We start from the raw sequence: 17,910 nt of genomic DNA, 5'->3' as shown, positions 1-17,910 counted from the left end.
CAACAGCTCGGGCCGATGTCGGCGGCGGGCCGTTCGATCTCAGATCCGAGTGTCGAAGGTATTCGGTTGCCCGGCGGCGTAGCGCGCGGCGTCGAGCTGGCGGAAGGGGTCCAGTTGCGGGGCCCGGTAGAGCGGAAAGAGGTTGCAGCGCGGGGAGTTCGAACCGACGGTGTCCAGCAGGGCGTTCACGGCCCGGCGGGCTGATTCGCAGGCGCCCTCCATGGTGGCCAGGTCGATCGTGGTACGGACGTAATCACCTGCGAGAAAGAGGTTTTCCAACGCGCCGTGCGATTGCGGGCGGGCGGACCAGGAGCCGACGGTATTGATCAGGAGCGGGTCGGCATTCGAATTGCTCCGGCGCGCGGCGTCCCAGGTGACGCCCGAGTCCAGGAACCACGAATGCAGATCGGCATCGGGGAGGGCAGTCTTACCGCCCAGATGCGCCTGGAGCTGCGCCCAGACCTCCCGGGCGATCTCCTCGTGGGTGCACTCGCGGGCCGGTTTGCCGTACAGGATGCCGGGCGTATTCCAATTCGACACGTCCACCGAGAGACAATCCTGGACGGTTCCGTCGCCGAATCCGGAAAGCGGTGTGCGCGACCAGAATTGGTTCTGCGCGATGGAGGTCAGCGACCACGGCGAGTCGACGTAGGCGACGTGGCCACGGGCAATCCCCGTCGGACGTCGCAGATAGAACTGGATGCCGGACATCCAGTCGACCACCAGCCGGTTCATCGCCGCCAACTCCGGTTGTACCGCGAGGATATCGGGCGTCCACAGCTGCCGGGCCACCTCGGCGGGCACCGCCATGACGAAATAGTCTGCCGCGACAGCACTTTCCCGGCCCGCCGCATCGGCCACCCGCGCACCGGAGATCCGGCGATCGCGCACCTCGAGCCGGCGCAGCCGCGCGGTCACGAACCGGACTCCGAGTTCGCGCAGCCGCCGTGTCCACGGCTCGATCCAGACCTGTGAGGTCGGGCCGTTCAGCAGCCGGTCGAGCGGGCCGTCGTCGCCGACCCGGAGTGGATTGCCCAGGAACTGCTCACCCATCGAGCCGATCGTGCGGGTGCTGGCGCGATCGTCCTTCGCGGCCACGAGCAGCGTGGTCAGCGTGCGGGACATCAGCACCCGAAATTCTGGCGAATGCTGTTGCGCGCCGATGAAATCGCGCCACGATACATTCTCCCACCGACCCATGCGCCGGGCATCGCAGCTGGTCATGAAGACCAGCAGCCGTTCGGCGAAATACGCGGCGTCGGCCATCGGCATCTTCGACGAGGTCGCGATCACCGAGGAGAGGGTCTGCCGGAAATCGTCCGGATTCGACCACGCCTTCCCATGTCCCATCGGCACGATGGTGTCCGGCCCGCCGCTGCGCGAGAAACGCGCCTCGGATGCCGCTACCAAATTGTCCCAGACGCCGTTCGCGTTGCCCGGGAACGGAATTCGCCGCATCGTATCCGGAATGTGGTGATAGAACCCGGGAAAGAACCGGAACCCGTGCTCCCCGGGTAGATCCGGGCGCCCGCCGCGCGCGCTGCCGGGTACCGCGATACTGCGAGCCTTACCGCCCAGCGCCCGCGGCTCGTACACGGTGACCTCGAAGCCGCGCTCGGCCAGCTCGTGCGCGGCCGTCATACCGGCCACCCCGCCGCCGAACACCGCGACCCGCCGCCCGGTCGCCGCGGACGCGGGCACCGCTCGCGCACTCAGCGCACTCGCCGTCAACGCACCCGCCACGGCCGTCCCGCGAAGAATCGTTCTCCGCGAAATCTTCCCGTACTGCTCAACCATCGTTCCGGACCTCCACGCCGCGCAACACTGTAAGCGGTCGCACCGGGCGGTGCATGCGCAGGCGGCAACCACGGGCGGCGCAGGAATCAGAGCGCGGCCCCAGTGCAGGGCGTTTCCGGTGCGCGCATCGTTCGCGGCCGCACATCACCGAGTCGGTAATCGACCGGCAGCCCCGCGTATCACCGGAGCTCGGCAAGCCGACCGGCAGCGCGCACGGCGTCGGGAACAGGCACCGCGCCCCCGGCCCGGCGGAGCGCTGGAGCATCGCCCGTAGTTCTCCCATCCGCCACTGCGGGTGCGGCGGCGGAGCGCGTCCGCCCGCTCGATGTGGCCGCGAATGCGCCGACGATCACGATCAAACCTCCGACCAGGGACAACGCCGCCGGCCGTTCGCCGAGGAAGATCCACGAGGAGGTGATGCCCACCACCGGAACCATCAGGGACAGCGGGGCGACCGCGCCCGCGGGATAGCGGCTCATGAGGTATGTCCACAGGCCCGAGCCGAGCACCGTCGCGAGGATCACCGTGTAGGCGAGGGCGGCCAGTGCGGGCCAACCGGTGGCCGAGAACGATTCCCGCAGGGCATGTGCGCCGGAGGTCGGTCCCTCGACCAGAAGCGACAGCGCGAACAGCGGGACCGGTGGCACCACGGCCATCCACAGGGTCAAGTGCAGCGGATCGGGCTTCTCCGCGGACCCCGCACCCGCGGCCGCCAGCCGCGAGCCGATATTGCCGAACGCCCACCCGAGACCTCCGGCCAGCGTCAGCAGAACGGGCAGCAACGCGGCGTGACGCGCCCGATCCCAACCGATGAGCGCCATGCCGAGCACCGCCGCAATCAGCCCGAGAAACTGTGTGGCCCTGAGCCTTTCACGGAGGAACAGCGATCCCAGCAGAACCGTGAACGGCGCCGAGGACTGCAATACCAGCGAAGCCAACCCGGTCGGCATCCCCGCTCGCATCGCGACGAACAGAAAGGCGAATTGCGCCACTCCGAAACCCAGCCCGTACAGCAACAGCCACCGGATCGGAAGCCGCGGTCGCGGCACCAGCACGACGACCGGCACGGCGATGACGACGAACCGCAACCCGGCGAAGAACAGCGGCGGAAAATGCTCCACCCCGATATGCAGCGCCAGGAAATTCAACCCCCACAACAGCACGACGGCCAGGCCGAGCAGACGATCACGGTAACTCACGTCGTCCAGGATGAATGCCGCAATAGATAAGGACAATCGAATCTTTGTGGATAAATGCTGTAGTAGAACTTAACTATGTCCACTTCCGTGCCGCTGTCCGTCGATCGGCTGCGAATCCTGCGAGAGCTCGCCGACCGCGGCACGGTCGCGAGCGTGGCCGAGGCGTTGTCGATGACGCCGTCGGCGGTATCGCAGCAGTTGAAGGTGCTCGCCCGGGAGGCCGGTGTGCCGCTGCTGGAACCCGACGGGCGCCGAGTGCGGCTGACCGATGCCGGACATGCGCTCGTCGTGCGCGCCGACGAGATATTGGCCGCCGTGGACCGCGCGGACGCGGAGATGGCGCTGTACCGCGGCGCGGCACACGGCCGGGTGCGAGTGGCGATGTTCCCGTCCGGAGCAGCCCTGCTGCTGTCGCGCATCCTCACCGCGCTGTCGGGGACGGGCGTGCACATCGCCGCCAGCGACGAGGATGTGCCGCCGACCGCGGTCCCGCGCCTGCTCGCCGACTACGACGTGGTGCTGACCCACCGAGACGAGCACGCACCATCAATCTCCGGAGCACGGGTATATGCCGAGCCGTTGATGCGCGAGCCGATCGATATCGCCGTCACCCTCGGACACGACCTCGCCGGTCGCGAGTCCGTCACGGCCGAGGAACTCGCCGACGAGACCTGGCTGAGCGTGCGCGGCGGCTTCCCCGTCGACGACGTCCTGCGCACGATCGCCACCGTCACCGGCGTACAACCACGAATCGCTCAGCGGCTCAACGACTTCGGCGTCATCGAGGAACTCGTCGCGGCAGGCCACGGCATTGCGCTCATACCCCGCCACGCCGTCCGCCACCCGGGCCTTGCGGTGCTACGCCTCGCCGGCGTCCGAGCCGGCCGCATCTACGACCTGACCACCCGCCCCCACGCCGTCCGCCGCCCCGCCACAGCCACCGTCCTGGCCGCCTTCCGCACCGCCGCCCGCGAGGTAGCCTCCACCGCGATCACTCCCGGGCCGGCTCCCGGACCTGTGGTCCCCCCGCACGTCGACGAAGACGCTGCACCCCGTTGAGCGCTACACCACCCCCGTGACCAGCGTCCCGACTCCGATCGGAACCCATGCCTGCCAGATGTTGTGCGAGTGCTGCTCGTCGGCGGATCGGGTTGCGCCACCGGTCACACACCAGTCGCCGACCTGCATCTGTATACCGCCGCATCGGTCGGCCTGCCCCGGACTCGCTATCCCCGACGCGATTGCCCCTGGCCCGAGGAGGAGCGCTCGCTCGACACCGCCCACACCGAAATCAATTGCGCGACAGGGATTATCAGCGCGATACATCGGCAGGCCGTAACACGGCGGCGTGAAAAGGACTGCACCACAGCATAGCGAGTCATTACGCTCAGAAGAAGAATGGGCGCTCTGCCGGAGCGCGCGGGTACGCGCGCCCCGCGGTGCCGGCCCGAGACCGCGCGCACCGAAATAGACTGCGGCGCAGGCACTGTCTCAATGCGGCTTCGCAGCTCACCCGGACGGGTGAGCTGCGAAGCCACGGAGAACTAGCGGCCGTACTGGTCGCGGCCGTACTGGTCCGGGATGCCGTACTGACCGGTTTGGGGGCCGGGGTACGGGGGGTTCTGCGGTCCCGGGTATTGGTGTTGAGCGGGTTGGAAAGCGGGGGTGGGGATGTTGTACGCGAAATCGTCGGCGACCATGGCGGCCAGTTCCAGCAGTGCCATCCGGGTCGGTTTGCTGACGAGTTCCAGATCGATCTCCGCACCCTCGGCGAGGTGATCGTCGAACGGCACCACCTGTACCGCGCGGGTGCGGTCCAGGAACAGTTTGCGCAGCTGATCGAGGTCGACCGTGGAGGCGCCGCGGCGAGAAGCGTTGACCACCACCACCGTTCGCTCCACCAGCTTGTTGTAGCCGTGGTGCTCGAGCCAGTCGAGCGTGGCCGAGGCGCTGCGCGCACCGTCGATGGCCGGGGAGGTCACCAGGATCAGCGAGCTGGCCATATCCAGCACACCCGACATCGCCGAGTGCATCAGACCGGTACCGCAGTCGGTCAGGATGATGTTGTAGAACTGCTGCAGGATATTGATCGCACGCCGGTAGTCCGCCTCGCTGAACGCCTCCGAAACGGCCGGATCCTGTTCGCTGGCAAGCACTTCCAGGCGGCTCGGCGCCTGGGAGGTGTGCGCCCGCACATCCGAGTACCGGCTGATGCCCTGATCCTCGAGCAGGTTGCGCACCGTGGATCGCGTCTGGCGCGGCACTCGGTGGGCCAGCGTGCCGAGATCCGGATTGGCGTCGATGGCGATGACGCGGTCACCACGCACCGAGGCGAAGGTCGATCCGAGGCCGACCGTGGTCGTGGTCTTGCCGACGCCGCCCTTCAGCGACAGGATGGCGATTCGGTAGTCGCCGCGCACCGGCTGATTCACTCGTTCGGTGAGCTCGCGGAGCAGGACGTCCGCCGAGGATTCACCAGGATTGATCGCACCGCCGGAGATCTTGTGCACCGCGCGGCGCCAACCACCACGCGGTGAGCGCCGGGCCCGCTTGAGCAGGTTCAGATCGTTGACCGACTGCCCGCCCGGACCCAGCTGACCGTACTGCGGCTGAAATCCCTGCTGCGGCGGCTGAGGTTGTTGCTGCACAGGGTGATTCGGCTGGCTGGGCGGACCGCTCTGCCAACCGGGCGGCGGCTGCGGCGGCTGATACATCTGCGGCTGCGGCGGTGGCGGCGGGGCCCAGCTGTGCGGCTCCTGAGCGAACTGCGGCGGTTCCTGACCGGCAGCGGACTGCTCGGGCGGCTGCTCCTCGTCGAACGTCCGGCGAACCGGCCCGTCGCTGCCGATTTCCTGACGGACCTCGCCGTACGGCGACTCCTGGCGCGCCTCACCGTAATTCGTGGCGGGCGGCTCGGTGAAATTGTGCGGCGGAGCCTCGGGGAACGGCTGTTGTTGCGGCGCGGCGAAGTTCGGCGGTGCGAACGAGGTCGGTTCCCCCGGGCCACCGGGCGGCGCGAAAGGCCCGCCGTGCTCGGGTGCCGGGAAATTGCCGGGCGGGCCGAAATTGGGCTCCGGCGGGAACTGCCCGGCTCCCGGTGGGCCGTATTGCATTTGCGGCGGGGGAAATCCGCCCATCTGCGGCGGCGCACCCGGAGGCGCGAACGGCCCCTGCTGTTCCTGACCGAACGGCGGCCCGGGAGCGAAGTGGTGCGGCTCCGAGCCGAAGTGCTGCGCGGGAGCGAACTGCCCCTCCGGGCCGGGCTGCGGCCCCGGCGGGAAAGGCTGTTGCTCATCCATGGAATCCGGCATCGGCGGGAAGATTCCCGATGCCGGTTCCTGGTCAGGTGCCGAATCGTGGTCGCCCGGCTCGGATCCGGTATCGGCGCTCACGGCGGGTTCGTCCGCCCTCGCGTCCTCGTGCGCCGATGCCGATTTCGGGTCGTCCTGCTCGGTGGCTGTATCCGTGCCTTGGCCTTGCAGCCAAGCCGGTGAGTTCGAGTTGTCGTTGGTCGTCACGTATCCCCCATCTGCTCGGGAGTTTTCGAGCAGTGAGCTCGGCGCTGATGCTGTTCAACGCTAGCACGCTGCGCGGATGCTCGTAGTGCCACAGAGCGGTGCGCGCCTCATGGGACGGGGAGTTGTCCACATGTGGACAACTCCCCGTACGACTACTGCCGCGACGCGCCGGAAGCGGTGCCCGACACGCGGTTCCGTGCGATCTACTTCCGCTCGCGGTGCGACCGGTTCACCGCGGAGACGACCGCACGCAGCGACGCGGTGGTGATGGAGGTGGCAATGCCGACACCCCAGCTCACCGAATCCCCGACGGCGCATTCGACATACGCGGCGGCCTGCGCGTCGTCGCCGGAGGACATGGCGTGCTCGGAGTAGTCCAGCACCCGCACGTCGTAACCGATCGTGGCCAGCGCGTCGACGAACGCCGCGAGCGGACCGTTGCCCGCACCGGTGATCTCCTGCTCGACCCCGTCCACCTTGACCACCGCGGAAATGGCATCCGTCCCGCTGTCGGTCTCGGCGGCGGTGACCTTCTGGCGCATCCGCTCCAGCGGCAGGATCGGGTTCAGGTACTCCTCGGCGAAGACGTCCCACATCTCCTTCGGGCTGACCTCGCCGCCCTCACCGTCGGTGATCTTCTGAATCGCCTGGGAGAACTCGATCTGCAGCCGGCGCGGCAGGGCCAGACCGTGATCGGTCTTCATGATGTAGGCCACGCCGCCCTTACCGGACTGCGAGTTGACCCGGATCACGGCCTCGTAGGTGCGGCCGACATCCTTGGGATCGATCGGCAGGTAAGGGACCTCCCAGGTGATGTCCGCGACATCCGAGCCCGCGGCGTCCGCGGTGGCCTTCATCGCGTCCAGACCCTTGTTGATCGCGTCCTGGTGGCTGCCGGAGAACGCGGTGTACACCAGGTCACCGCCGTACGGATGACGCTCGTGTACCGGCAGCTGGTTGCAGTACTCGACGGTGCGGCGGATCTCATCGATGCTGGAGAAGTCGATCTGCGGGTCGACGCCGCGGGAGAACATGTTCATCCCCAGGGTGACCAGGCAGACGTTGCCGGTGCGTTCACCGTTGCCGAACAGGCAGCCCTCGATGCGATCCGCGCCGGCCATATAACCCAGCTCGGCGGCGGCGACGCCGGTGCCGCGGTCGTTGTGCGGGTGCAGGGACAGCACGATCGACTCGCGGCGGGCCAGATTGCGGCTCATCCACTCGATGGAGTCGGCGTAGACGTTCGGCGTCGCCATCTCCACGGTCGCGGGCAGGTTGACGATCAGCGGCTTGTCAGGGGTCGGCGCGATGATCTCCGAGACCGCGTCGCACACCTGCTTGGCGTACTCCAGCTCGGTGCCGGTGTAGGACTCCGGGCTGTACTCGTACCGCCAGTTGGTGTCCGGGTAGTTCTGCTCGATCCGCTTGCACAGCGTGGCCGCGTCGGTGGCGATCTTCCGCACGGCCTCGCGGTCGGCGCGGAAAACCACCTTGCGCTGCAGGATCGACGTCGAGTTGTAGAAGTGCACGATCACGTTGGCCGCGCCCCGGCACGCCTCGAAGGTGCGCTCGATCAACTCGGCGCGACACTGGGTCAGCACCTGGATGGTGACGTCGTCGGGGATCGCGTTCTCCTCGATGATCTCCCGGACGAAGTCGAAATCGGTCTGGCTGGCCGACGGGAAACCGACCTCGATCTCCTTGTAACCCATCCGCACCAGCAGATCGAACATGCGCCGCTTGCGGGCCGGGCTCATCGGATCGATGAGTGCCTGGTTGCCGTCGCGCAGGTCCACCGCGCACCAGCCGGGCGCACGATCGATGACCTTGTTCGGCCAGGTCCGGTCGAACGGAATCTGCGCAGTGCCGGAGACCGGGCTGCCGCCCGGGACCTCCTCGGCGAAGGGCCGATACCGGAAGGTCGGCATCGAGGAGTTCTTCTGCGCGTTCCACGCGGGCTGGTCGGCGGGAGCGGGCTTGGACGGCGCGGTGATGGCGCGCGTTACGAAGGCGTCAGCGGATGGCATGCAATTCTCCGAGAGGTGTGGGGTGGTGTATCCCAGGTAAATGGGTCGACCGGCACAGCTGAACCCCGCGACGGGAGCCGGTCCGTATCAGACCCCGTCGCGGCGGCCGAGGAGGAGTGCCCGCTGCATGATGATGTAATAATAGCCTCCGCTTCGCTCCGGCGAGTCGGGGGGCTGCCACGCTGCCGGCGCCGCTCGAGCGGGTGACTTGTTCAAGCGATCAATTCGCCCGTGGTCAGGAACCCCTGTAATCGTGCCCGGTACGGGTCGATATCGATATCCTGGGCGGCGAGCCAGTCGGGGTTGTAATACGTGTCGATGTAGCGGTCGCCGGGATCGCAGATCAGTCCGACGACGCTGCCCTCCCGGCCCTCGCGCGCCATCTCGGACATGATGTGGAACGCCGCCCACAGGCCGGTTCCGGTGGATGCGCCCGCCTTCCGGCCGATCACCCCCTCGAGCACGTGGATCGCGGCGATGGCGGCGGCGTCGGGGACGTGGATCATCCGGTCGATGGCCGAGGCGACGAAACTGGGTTCCACGCGCTGCCGCCCGATGCCCTCGATGCGCGAGCAGATCTCCGTGGTGACCTCGGCGTCGTCGTCGCGCCAGCCCGGGAAGAACGCCGAATTGTCCGGATCCGCCACGCACAGCCCGGTCGAGCGGCCGGTGTAGCGGATGTAGCGGGCGATCGTCGCCGAGGTGCCGCCGGTGCCCGCGGTCGCCACCACCCAGGCCGGATCCGGGAAGCGTTCCTGAGCCATCTGATCGAAGATGGATTCGGCTATGTTGTTGTTTCCGCGCCAGTCGGTAGCCCGCTCGGCATAGGTGAACTGGTCCATGTAGTGCCCGCCGCTCTCTCGGGCCAGCCGCGCCGCCACCTCGTAGACCGCATTCGCGCTGTCGACGAAATGACAAGTGCCACCGTAGAATTCGATCAGCCGAACCTTTTCCCGGCTGGTCCCGCGGGCCATCACGGCGATGAACGGCACTCCGATCAACCGCGCGAAGTACGCTTCGGACACCGCGGTCGAACCGCTCGACGCCTCGATGACCGGCAGCTCCGGACGGATCCAACCGCTGCACAGCGCGTGCAGGAACAGCGACCGCGCCAGCCGATGTTTCAGCGAACCGGTCGGATGGGTGGACTCGTCCTTCAGATACAGGTCCACACCCGGCAGCACGGCCAGCGGCACCCGCAGCAGATGCGTATCGGAGGAACGCCGTGCATCGGCCCGCACCTTCGCGACCGCGTCCGCCAACCAGCGCCGGCGTTCGGGGTCGTACCGATTGATATCCACCGTTTCCGGTTCCGCGGACCTCGTCATGAGCACCTCCAGACTGAGTACCTGCGACATTACACAGCGAACCCTCGCCGCCCCTGCCTCCGGCCAACGCCACCCGGGTCCGCTCACTCCCGAGAAATGCCAACCCCGAAGGCCGCGGCCCGGGTCGATTCCGGACTCACCGAAGCACCGGCTCACGGCGCGCCCGACTCACCCGCGTCTTGCAGACCAACCGGGTCCACCCGGGCCCGTCGACCCTCGGAGACATCAGCTTCGAGGCCGCCGTCCGGGTCGATTCCGGACTCACCGGAGCACCGGCTCACGATGCGCCCGCCTCACCCGCGTCTTGCAGACCAACCGGGTCCACCCGGGCCCGTCGACCCTCGGAGACATCAGCTGCGAGGCCGCGGCCCGGGTCGATTCTGGACTGACCGGAGCGGAGGAGCGAAGCGGGGGAGCGGAGGGAGGGAAGAATCGGCCCTTGGGGGGGCCGCGGCCCGCCGGAGCGAAGCGGAGGCCGAAAATTCAGTGCCCTTATAGAATTCACAGCGAAACGCCGGCGCGCACCGAGGCCGGTTCGGTTACCGTCGAGGCGTGTTCGGCATCATCCGTCCGTGTAGACACCGGCTGGGCGAAGAGTTGAGTTCCGCGTGGATGGCGCAGCTGTGCGGCCTGTGCCTGGCATTGCGCGACGACCACGGCCAAGCCGCCCGCATGGCCACCAACTACGACGGCCTGATCATCTCCGCGCTGGTCGACGCCCAGGCGCCCGCCACCACCAGGCGATCGGCCGGGCCGTGCCCGCTGCGCGCCATGCGCACGGCGGATGTGGCCACCGGCGACAGCGTGCGGCTGGCCGCTACCGTCTCCCTGGTGCTGGCCGCGGCCAAGGTGCGCGACCACGTCGAGGACGGTGACGGCGTCGCCGGGACCGCGGGCATCCGCCCGGCGGCGCGGCGAATCGCCCAGCGCTGGGCGCGGCAAGGCGCGGAAACCGGTGCGGGCCTGGGCTTCGACACCGCGGTCCTGCTGGACGCGGTGGATCGGCAGATCGCCGTGGAATCGGCCGCCGGACCGCGGACCACCCTGCTCGAGCTCACCGAGCCGACCGAGGCCGCCACCGCCGCGGCGTTCGGACATACCGCCCTGCTGGCCGGACGTCCCGGTAACGAGGCCGCGCTCACCGAGGCGGGCCGGTTGTTCGGTCGCGTCGCGCATTTGGTCGACGCCGTGGAGGATCTGCACGACGATCTCGCGCACGGCAAGTGGAATCCCTTGGCGATCACGGGAACTCCCGCACAGGAAACGCACCGGCTGTGCACCGACGCCCTGCTCGGCATCGAATTGGCCTTGGCCGAAGTCGAATTCACCGACGGTCGTCTGGTCCGCCGCCTGCTGACCAAGGAATTGGGCCGCTCGATCCACCGTACGTTCGGACATTCCGGCCACGAGAGCTGCCGGGTCGATCACCGCACCGACCACAAAGTCGTCAATCGGCGCTGGCGTCGATACGGACCGCCCCCGCCTGGATATGGTTATCCCCCACAGGGTTACGGCGGCTATCCCCCGCCCGGCTACGGCTACGGTCCCCCGCCCCGCCGCCGCAGCGGCTTCTGCCTGCCCTTCTGCGAGGGTATCGCCTGCTGTGAATGCTGCCGCTGCGGCGAGGACTGCTGCTGCGCCTGCGAGGGGTGCGAATGCTGCGGAGACACCTGCTGCGACTGCTGAAATACCTTGCGTTGCTGAAATATGCCGCGTAGGGATGCTTTCGGCACCTACTTGCGCCGAGACGGCTCAGAGATCGACTTTGTCCCAGGTGAGTTTCTCGAGGCGGGCATGATCACCGGTGGTCCAGTCCCAGATGAGGTCCGCGACGCGGTCGGGTTCGGTCAGGCGGGTCCCGAAGTGCTCGTTCGGGGACCCGTCTCGGTATTCGAGGATGTAGCTGTTCTCGTCGTCGCGGAAGGTCTGGATGTAGACCTCGGGCTCGCGTTCCACGATGAGATAGGGGCCCGGATCCGATAGCGTCGGAACCCATTGGTGGACAAGGGTTTCGGTCAGATAAGGGAATTCTCCCGCACCACCGTGCGTGACGGTCACCGGGACGTGCCCGGCGGGATCGATCAACCAGGCCAGCTGCGGGTCGTACACCGCGTAGTCGCGCGGGGTGGCCAGTTCGAACAGCAGTGCGCGCACATGCCCGATGGCATCGTACGGACTGGCCACATGCAGTGCGCCGCCGTGCGCTTCGACCGGCGCAACGCTCAGGAAACTGTCCTGTTCGGGCAGTTCCTCGTTGCGCCGATTCACCTCGGCGGCGATCCACGCCGCCACCTCGGATTCCGGCTTGCCCTGCTGGGCGGTCAGGTAGGCGTCGGCCTCGGCAGGCGTGGACGCGGCGCCGGACGGCAGCAGGATGTGGTCATAGCTCACGTCGGCCAGGCTAACCGGTCCGATGCCGGGCGACGCTCCGGCATCAGAGCGCGCGCCGCCCGGACAGCGCGCGGCCGAGGGTGAGCTCATCGGCGAATTCCAGATCCCCGCCCATCGGCAGTCCCGAAGCCAGCCGCGTCACGGACAGACCCGGGAAATCGCGCATCATGCGCACCAGGTAGGTGGCCGTCGCCTCACCCTCGGTATTCGGATCGGTGGCGATGATCACCTCGGAGACGTCCACGCCGTCGGCCTGATTTCCGATGCGCGACAACAGTTCCCGAATGCGCAACTGATCGGGCCCGATACCGGACAGCGGATCGAGCGCACCCCCGAGCACGTGGTAGCGGCCGCGGAATTCCCGGGTGCGCTCGATCGCCTGCACGTCCTTGGGCTCCTCGACCACGCAGATCATCGTGCGGTCGCGGCGCGGATCGGCGCAGATACGGCACAGCTCCCCCTCGGAGACGGTGCCGCAGATGGAGCAGAACCGCACCCCATCGCGCACTTTCTGCAATGCGGCCTGCAACCGGTCGATCTCCGGCGGCTCCACCGACAGCAGATGAAATGCTATGCGCTGCGCGCTCTTCGGACCGACGCCGGGCAGTTTGCCCAGCTCATCGATCAGATCCTGAACCGGACCCTCGTACACCTGCGTCGTCTCCCGTCAGAACGGCAGACCGGGCATGCCGCCGCCCATCCCGCCGGCCAGCGGCCCCAGCTTCTCCGCGGCCAGCTGCTGCGCGTTGGCCATCGCCGCATTGAGCGCACCGACGAGCAGATCCTGCAAGGTCTCGACGTCTTCGGGGTCCACCACCTTGGGGTCGATCTGCAGCGAGGTCACCTCGCCGCTCGCCTTGATCGTCACCTTGACCAGACCGCCACCGGCCTCGCCGGCCACCTCGGCCGCCGCGATCTCCTCCTGGGCGGCCATCACGGCCTGCTGCATCTGCTGTGCCTGCGCGAGCAACGCCTGCATATCGACCTGTTCACCGGGTTGCACGGGGTTGTCCTCTCTGGCGGGAGTAAGTGCGCTCCAGCGTAGTCACGGTTCGGTCTACGGCCCTACCGGCATGGCGATAGCCACTTACCATCGACATGGTCGGGCGTACTGGTGGAGGTAGCGATGCGGATGACCGGTGGGCGTTTACGCGCATCCCTGGCACAGTTCCTGGCCCCGGCGGGCTTGGCTGCGGTGATGGCCGTGGTTCCGGTGACGGTCGCGACGCCCGTCGCACACGCCGACACCAGCTACGGCGGCGACTGCGTGCTCTACCCGAACGACCCTGCGGCGACGGTGGATTCACTGCGCAACAGATGTTCGATTCAACAGCAGGTCCAGATTTTCGCCACCGCCCAGCGCGGCGACGCACCCCACGGCGTGACCGACGGCTGGGTCACCAGCCCGCAGTTCATGCAGGTCGTCGCACCGCCGTTCTGGATCGGCAAGACTTTCTACACCGGCCCCGACGGCGGCACGCTGATGAACCGCGTCACCGGCGCGAACATCCCGGGCTGGCCCGCCAACGTCTATTCCGGCGCGGCGATCACCGACCACCGCCCGGCCTGGCTCCTGGACTACGGCCCGTCCATCACCCCGCAGATCCTGGACGAGATCCGCGAGGTGACCCCGAACGTCTGGTTCGGCTACTCGTGGTGGCGCGGCCATTTCCAGACCACGCTGCTACTCACCTTCGTACTCACCTACCCCTGACACCGCCCACCCCGGACACCGCCGACACCCGTTTGCGGCGCGGGCTTGCCGCCCGGACGCGTGGCGGGTGCGAGGAACGAGTGCCCGACACGGGCCGGGCGGTGAGCCTTACAGCGCCGCGAACCCGCCGGAGCGGAGCGGAGGCCGAAAACTCAGCTCAGCTCAGCTCGGTCTTGAGGTTTTCCAGCACCTGGGCCTGAATCTTCTTCAGCCCCAACGGCGCGAAGATGCCCTCGAAGAATCCGGGGACGCCGCCCGCACCCTTCCAGCTCGTGCGGACGGTGACCAGCGAGCCCGAGCCCGAGGGCGTCACGGTCCAGGTCGTCACCATGGTCGAATTCGAATCCCGTTCGGTCACCATGGAATCGGAGACCGAGATCGTGGCATGTACGTTGCGGGAACGCTTCTGGGTGGCCTGGAGGGTCCAGTCGACCACGGTTCCGGCGCCCTTACCGCCCTCGATCACCTTGTAGTCGTGGTAGTTCGAGGTCAGGATGCGCGGACGGACCGTCTCGTAATCCGCGATCGCGTCGAGCGTGCGCTGTGGATCCGCCGGAACGACGATCGAACTGGATGCACTGACCTGTCCCACAATGAGCTCCTTCATTCGAGTCCGCGGAGGCGACTGCCGCCGAGACATGCTACGCCGCAATCGACCCGCGCCGGAGTATCGAAGCTGCTCGAATCGCCCCTAAAGCGGCGACCGCCGGAGGCTTGCCGGCACGGCGGCGAATCGGACCGGCGCGCCGATCCGCTCAACCCCCGGTCGGCCCAGCAAACCGGACATCCGTCATCGAGAGGGCGTTCGGGCCGGAACGAGGGCCACAGCGGGGCGGCGGAAGGCCGCGAGCATCCGCGTGGCATCCGGACGGCGCGTCATCGTCCGAAAGATTCGGAACGCATTCTCCGCATACGCCTCGTAGCTCGGTATTTCCGCCTCGGCTGTGATCACTGTCCCAATTCCGCCGCGCGTCGCGACGCCGGAGCCGCACGCGACTCGGTGCATCGGCTCGCCAATTGTTTCCGGCCGAAACCATCCCGACTACCAGTGCATACGCCGCGACGGGCGAATCGGGCGAGCAACATCGACGCAATGCGAGGGCCGGAAAAGAAATCCGGATCGCGGGCACCCTCCCGGTGGCCCCGTGCCCCCTTGCGCGATAGCGTCTGGGTGTGGCAGTGAGTCTGTTGAGGAAGGCCGGGCGCGCTCCGGCCGCACGCGAGTCAGGTTTTGCCGCACACCGGGCGGGAGTCGATCGTCTGCTCGCCAGCTACCGCGCGATCCCCCGGGACGCGAACGTCCGGCTGGCCAAGAAGACCTCGAATCTGTTCCGGGCGAGGGCCAAGTCCGACGCGCCCGGATTGGACGTCTCCGGTCTGACACAGGTGATCTCCGTCGACCCGGCGGCCAAGACGGCCGACGTCGCCGGAATGACCACCTACGAGGACCTGGTGGCCGCGACCCTGCCGTACGGGCTGGTCCCGCTGGTGGTGCCGCAACTCAAGACGATCACCCTGGGTGGCGCGGTGACCGGCCTGGGCATCGAGTCCACCTCTTTCCGCAGCGGCCTACCGCACGAATCGGTCCTGGAGATCGACGTGCTGACCGGCGCGGGCGAGATCATCACCGCGACACCCGACGGCGAATACGCGGACCTGTTCCGCGGATTCCCCAATTCCTATGGGACGCTGGGTTATTCAACGCGACTGAAGATCGAGCTGGAATCCGTGCCGCCCTATGTCGCGCTGCGGCACGTGCGATTCCACGATCTGACCGACCTCCAGGCCACGATGGCGCGAATCATCGCCGACGGGTCCTACGACGGCGAGCGAGTCGACTATCTCGACGGCGCCGTATTCACCGCGCGGGAGAGCTATCTGGTCCTGGGCCGTCAGACCGACGAACCCGGCCCGGTCAGCGACTACACCGGGATGGATATCTTCTACCGTTCCATCCAGCACGATTCGGATCGCCCCAAACGCGACCGGCTGACCATTCACGATTACATCTGGCGCTGGGACACCGACTGGTTCTGGTGCTCGCGCGCGTTCGGCACGCAGAATCCGCGCATCCGCCGGATGTGGCCCAAGCGGTATCGCCGGTCCAGCTTCTACTGGAAGCTGATCGCGCTGGATCACAAATACCATGTCGCCGACAAACTCGAGGCGCGCAAAGGCAATCCGCCGCAGGAGCGGGTGGTGCAGGATATCGAGGTGCCCATCGAACGCACCGCGGAATTCGTGCAATGGTTCCTGGACGAGATCCCCATCGAGCCGCTCTGGTTGTGCCCGCTACGTCTGCGGGAGGGCGAATCCGCCTCCCGGCCGTGGCCGCTGTATCCGCTCGAGCCCGGCCGCGCCTACGTCAACGTGGGATTCTGGTCCGCCGTGCCGACCGTTCCCGGCCGGCCCGATGGCGCGGCCAATCGCGCCATCGAGAACAAGGTCTCCGAACTGGACGGCCACAAGTCGCTGTACTCGGATTCCTACTACGGTGAGGACGAGTTCGCCGAACTCTACGGTGGCGACGTCTACACCGAACTCAAGAAGCGATATGACCCAGATCAGCGTTTGCTGGACTTGTATTCGAAGGCGGTGCAACGCAAATGACCACATTCAGAGACAACCCGTCCGTTCTACTCGCTGAGCTGGGGACAAAGCTCAGCATTGCCGAGATCTTCGAAACCTTGGTGGACGGCGAGGTCCCGATCCGCTTCTCCGCCCACGACGGCAGCAGCACCGGGCCGGAGGATTCGAAATTCGGTCTCGAGATCCGCAATCCGCGCGGAATCAACTACATCGCCACCGCGCCCGGCGATCTCGGCATGGCCCGCGCGTACATCGCCGGTGATATGACCGCCGACGGCATCCACCCCGGCGACCCGTACGAGATCCTGCGCGCCATGGGCGAACTGAAGTTCCGGCGCCCCTCGGCGCTGGCGCTGGTCACCATCGCGCGGTCGCTCGGCTGGGATGCGCTCAAGCCGATCGCGCCGCCACCGCAGGAGACCGTGCCGCGCTGGCGTCGCATCGCACTGGAGGGGCTGCGGCACTCCAAGACGCGCGACGCGGAGTCGATCCACCACCACTACGACGTCTCCAACACCTTCTACGAATACGTCCTCGGCCCGTCCATGACGTACACCTGCGCGTGCTACGAGGACGAGAACAAGACGCTCGAGCAGGCGCAGGAGAACAAGTACCGCTTGGTCTTCGACAAATTGAACCTGAAGCCGGGCGACCGGTTGCTCGACATCGGTTGCGGCTGGGGCGGAATGGTGCGTTACGCCGCCAAGCGCGGCGTGCGGGTGATCGGCGCGACGCTGTCCGCCGAGCAGGCCGAATGGGGTCAGCGCAAGGTCGCCGAAGAGGGGCTGTCGGATCTGGCCGAGGTGCGCCACTCCGATTACCGCGACGTGCGCGAAACCGATTTCGACGCGCTGTCCTCGATCGGCCTGACCGAACACATCGGCGTGCAGAACTACCCGTCGTACTTCGGTTTCATCAAGAGCAAGCTGCGTGACGGCGGGCTGTTCCTGAACCACACCATCACTCGCCCGGACAACACCCGCACCACGCGGGCCGGCGATTTCATCGACCGCTACGTCTTCCCCGACGGTGAGCTGATCGGTTCGGGCCGCATCATCTCCGATATCCAGAACACCGGACTGGAAGTACTGCACGAGGAGAATCTGCGCCCGCACTACGCGCTGACTCTCGCCGAATGGTGCAAGAATCTGGTCGCCAACTGGGATGCCTGCGTCGCGGAGGTCGGCGAGGGCACCGCGAAGGTCTGGGGCCTGTACATGGCCGGCAGCCGGCTCGGCTTCGAGCGCAACGTCGTTCAGTTGCACCAGGTCCTCGGCATGAAGCTGGGCCCGAACGAAACCTGGGACGTCCCGCTGCGTCCCTGGTGGAAGGCGTAGTCCTCCGAGG

14 protein-coding genes are annotated in these 17,910 nt (G+C 67.4%); 5 read left to right on the top strand and 9 right to left on the bottom strand.

From position 1 onward, the window contains the following. Window positions 1–39: 39 nt before the first annotated feature. Both NV1_RS04045 and NV1_RS04040 read right to left on the bottom strand, forming a co-directional pair. Window positions 40–1,797, bottom strand: a complete 1,758-nt coding sequence (locus tag NV1_RS04045) for a hydroxysqualene dehydroxylase (protein ID WP_067885541.1) — start codon at window positions 1,795–1,797, stop codon at window positions 40–42. A gap of 179 nt (window positions 1,798–1,976) precedes the next feature. After that, window positions 1,977–2,996 (bottom strand): EamA family transporter, encoded by a 1,020-nt coding sequence (locus tag NV1_RS04040; RefSeq protein ID WP_084525048.1) that lies wholly within the window; start codon window positions 2,994–2,996, stop codon window positions 1,977–1,979. Window positions 2,997–3,089: 93 nt separating this feature from the next. On the opposite strand from NV1_RS04040, the gene NV1_RS04035 reads away from it, so the two are divergent. Then, entirely contained in the window at window positions 3,090–4,055 is a 966-nt protein-coding gene (locus tag NV1_RS04035; protein ID WP_067885832.1) for a LysR family transcriptional regulator, read from the top strand. Between the two features lie 485 nt (window positions 4,056–4,540). On the opposite strand, the gene NV1_RS41815 is transcribed toward NV1_RS04035, so the two are convergent. The 3 genes from NV1_RS41815 to NV1_RS04020 all read right to left on the bottom strand — a co-directional run bounded on the left by NV1_RS41815 (window position 4,541) and on the right by NV1_RS04020 (window position 9,869). Next, window positions 4,541–6,133, bottom strand: coding sequence for a nucleotide-binding protein (locus NV1_RS41815; RefSeq protein WP_084525079.1), 1,593 nt, complete (start codon window positions 6,131–6,133; stop codon window positions 4,541–4,543). A gap of 584 nt (window positions 6,134–6,717) precedes the next feature. Continuing rightward, complete coding sequence (leuA, locus tag NV1_RS04025; protein ID WP_067885539.1) at window positions 6,718–8,541, bottom strand: 2-isopropylmalate synthase; 1,824 nt, start codon at window positions 8,539–8,541, stop codon at window positions 6,718–6,720. A gap of 212 nt (window positions 8,542–8,753) precedes the next feature. Then, complete coding sequence (locus NV1_RS04020) at window positions 8,754–9,869, bottom strand: PLP-dependent cysteine synthase family protein (protein WP_067885830.1); 1,116 nt, start codon at window positions 9,867–9,869, stop codon at window positions 8,754–8,756. Window positions 9,870–10,421: 552 nt separating this feature from the next. On the opposite strand from NV1_RS04020, the gene NV1_RS04015 reads away from it, so the two are divergent. Then, window positions 10,422–11,555, top strand: coding sequence for a DUF5685 family protein (locus NV1_RS04015; protein ID WP_067885537.1), 1,134 nt, complete (start codon window positions 10,422–10,424; stop codon window positions 11,553–11,555). Between the two features lie 66 nt (window positions 11,556–11,621). Here NV1_RS04015 and NV1_RS04010 read toward each other — a convergent pair whose 3' ends face one another. The 3 genes from NV1_RS04010 to NV1_RS04000 are packed head-to-tail and all read right to left on the bottom strand — an operon-like array spanning window position 11,622 to window position 13,263. Next, window positions 11,622–12,260: a hypothetical protein gene (locus NV1_RS04010; RefSeq protein WP_067885536.1), complete on the bottom strand. Its 639-nt coding sequence runs from the start codon at window positions 12,258–12,260 to the stop codon at window positions 11,622–11,624. A 43-nt stretch (window positions 12,261–12,303) separates the two neighbouring features. Continuing rightward, window positions 12,304–12,912 carry a recombination mediator RecR gene (gene recR / locus NV1_RS04005; RefSeq protein ID WP_067885534.1) on the bottom strand — a complete coding sequence of 203 codons (609 nt, stop codon included), beginning with the start codon at window positions 12,910–12,912 and terminating at the stop codon, window positions 12,304–12,306. 15 nt (window positions 12,913–12,927) lie between these two features. After that, the gene (locus NV1_RS04000; protein WP_067885532.1) at window positions 12,928–13,263 is read right to left on the bottom strand and encodes a YbaB/EbfC family nucleoid-associated protein; all 336 of its coding nucleotides are present in this window, start codon (window positions 13,261–13,263) and stop codon (window positions 12,928–12,930) included. A 123-nt stretch (window positions 13,264–13,386) separates the two neighbouring features. Here NV1_RS04000 and NV1_RS03995 point away from each other — a divergent pair, with 123 nt between their 5' ends. Then, the gene (locus NV1_RS03995; RefSeq protein ID WP_157116537.1) at window positions 13,387–13,974 is read left to right on the top strand and encodes a hypothetical protein; all 588 of its coding nucleotides are present in this window, start codon (window positions 13,387–13,389) and stop codon (window positions 13,972–13,974) included. 157 nt (window positions 13,975–14,131) lie between these two features. Here NV1_RS03995 and NV1_RS03990 read toward each other — a convergent pair whose 3' ends face one another. Continuing rightward, the gene (locus NV1_RS03990; protein ID WP_067885826.1) at window positions 14,132–14,566 is read right to left on the bottom strand and encodes an SRPBCC family protein; all 435 of its coding nucleotides are present in this window, start codon (window positions 14,564–14,566) and stop codon (window positions 14,132–14,134) included. Between the two features lie 587 nt (window positions 14,567–15,153). Here NV1_RS03990 and NV1_RS03985 point away from each other — a divergent pair. Further along, the gene (locus tag NV1_RS03985) at window positions 15,154–16,584 is read left to right on the top strand and encodes an FAD-binding oxidoreductase (RefSeq protein WP_067885531.1); all 1,431 of its coding nucleotides are present in this window, start codon (window positions 15,154–15,156) and stop codon (window positions 16,582–16,584) included. Then, complete coding sequence (locus tag NV1_RS03980) at window positions 16,581–17,900, top strand: class I SAM-dependent methyltransferase (RefSeq protein ID WP_067885529.1); 1,320 nt, start codon at window positions 16,581–16,583, stop codon at window positions 17,898–17,900. The genes NV1_RS03985 and NV1_RS03980 overlap by 4 nt, the downstream gene beginning before the upstream one ends. Window positions 17,901–17,910: the final 10 nt, after the last annotated feature.

This window comes from Nocardia vaccinii NBRC 15922, assembly GCF_001613305.1.
In the GTDB taxonomy this organism is placed as follows: Bacteria; Actinomycetota; Actinomycetes; order Mycobacteriales; family Mycobacteriaceae; genus Nocardia; species Nocardia vaccinii.
The sequence above is the reverse complement of the archived record's forward strand: the minus strand, read 5'-3'. Positions and strand labels throughout refer to the sequence as shown.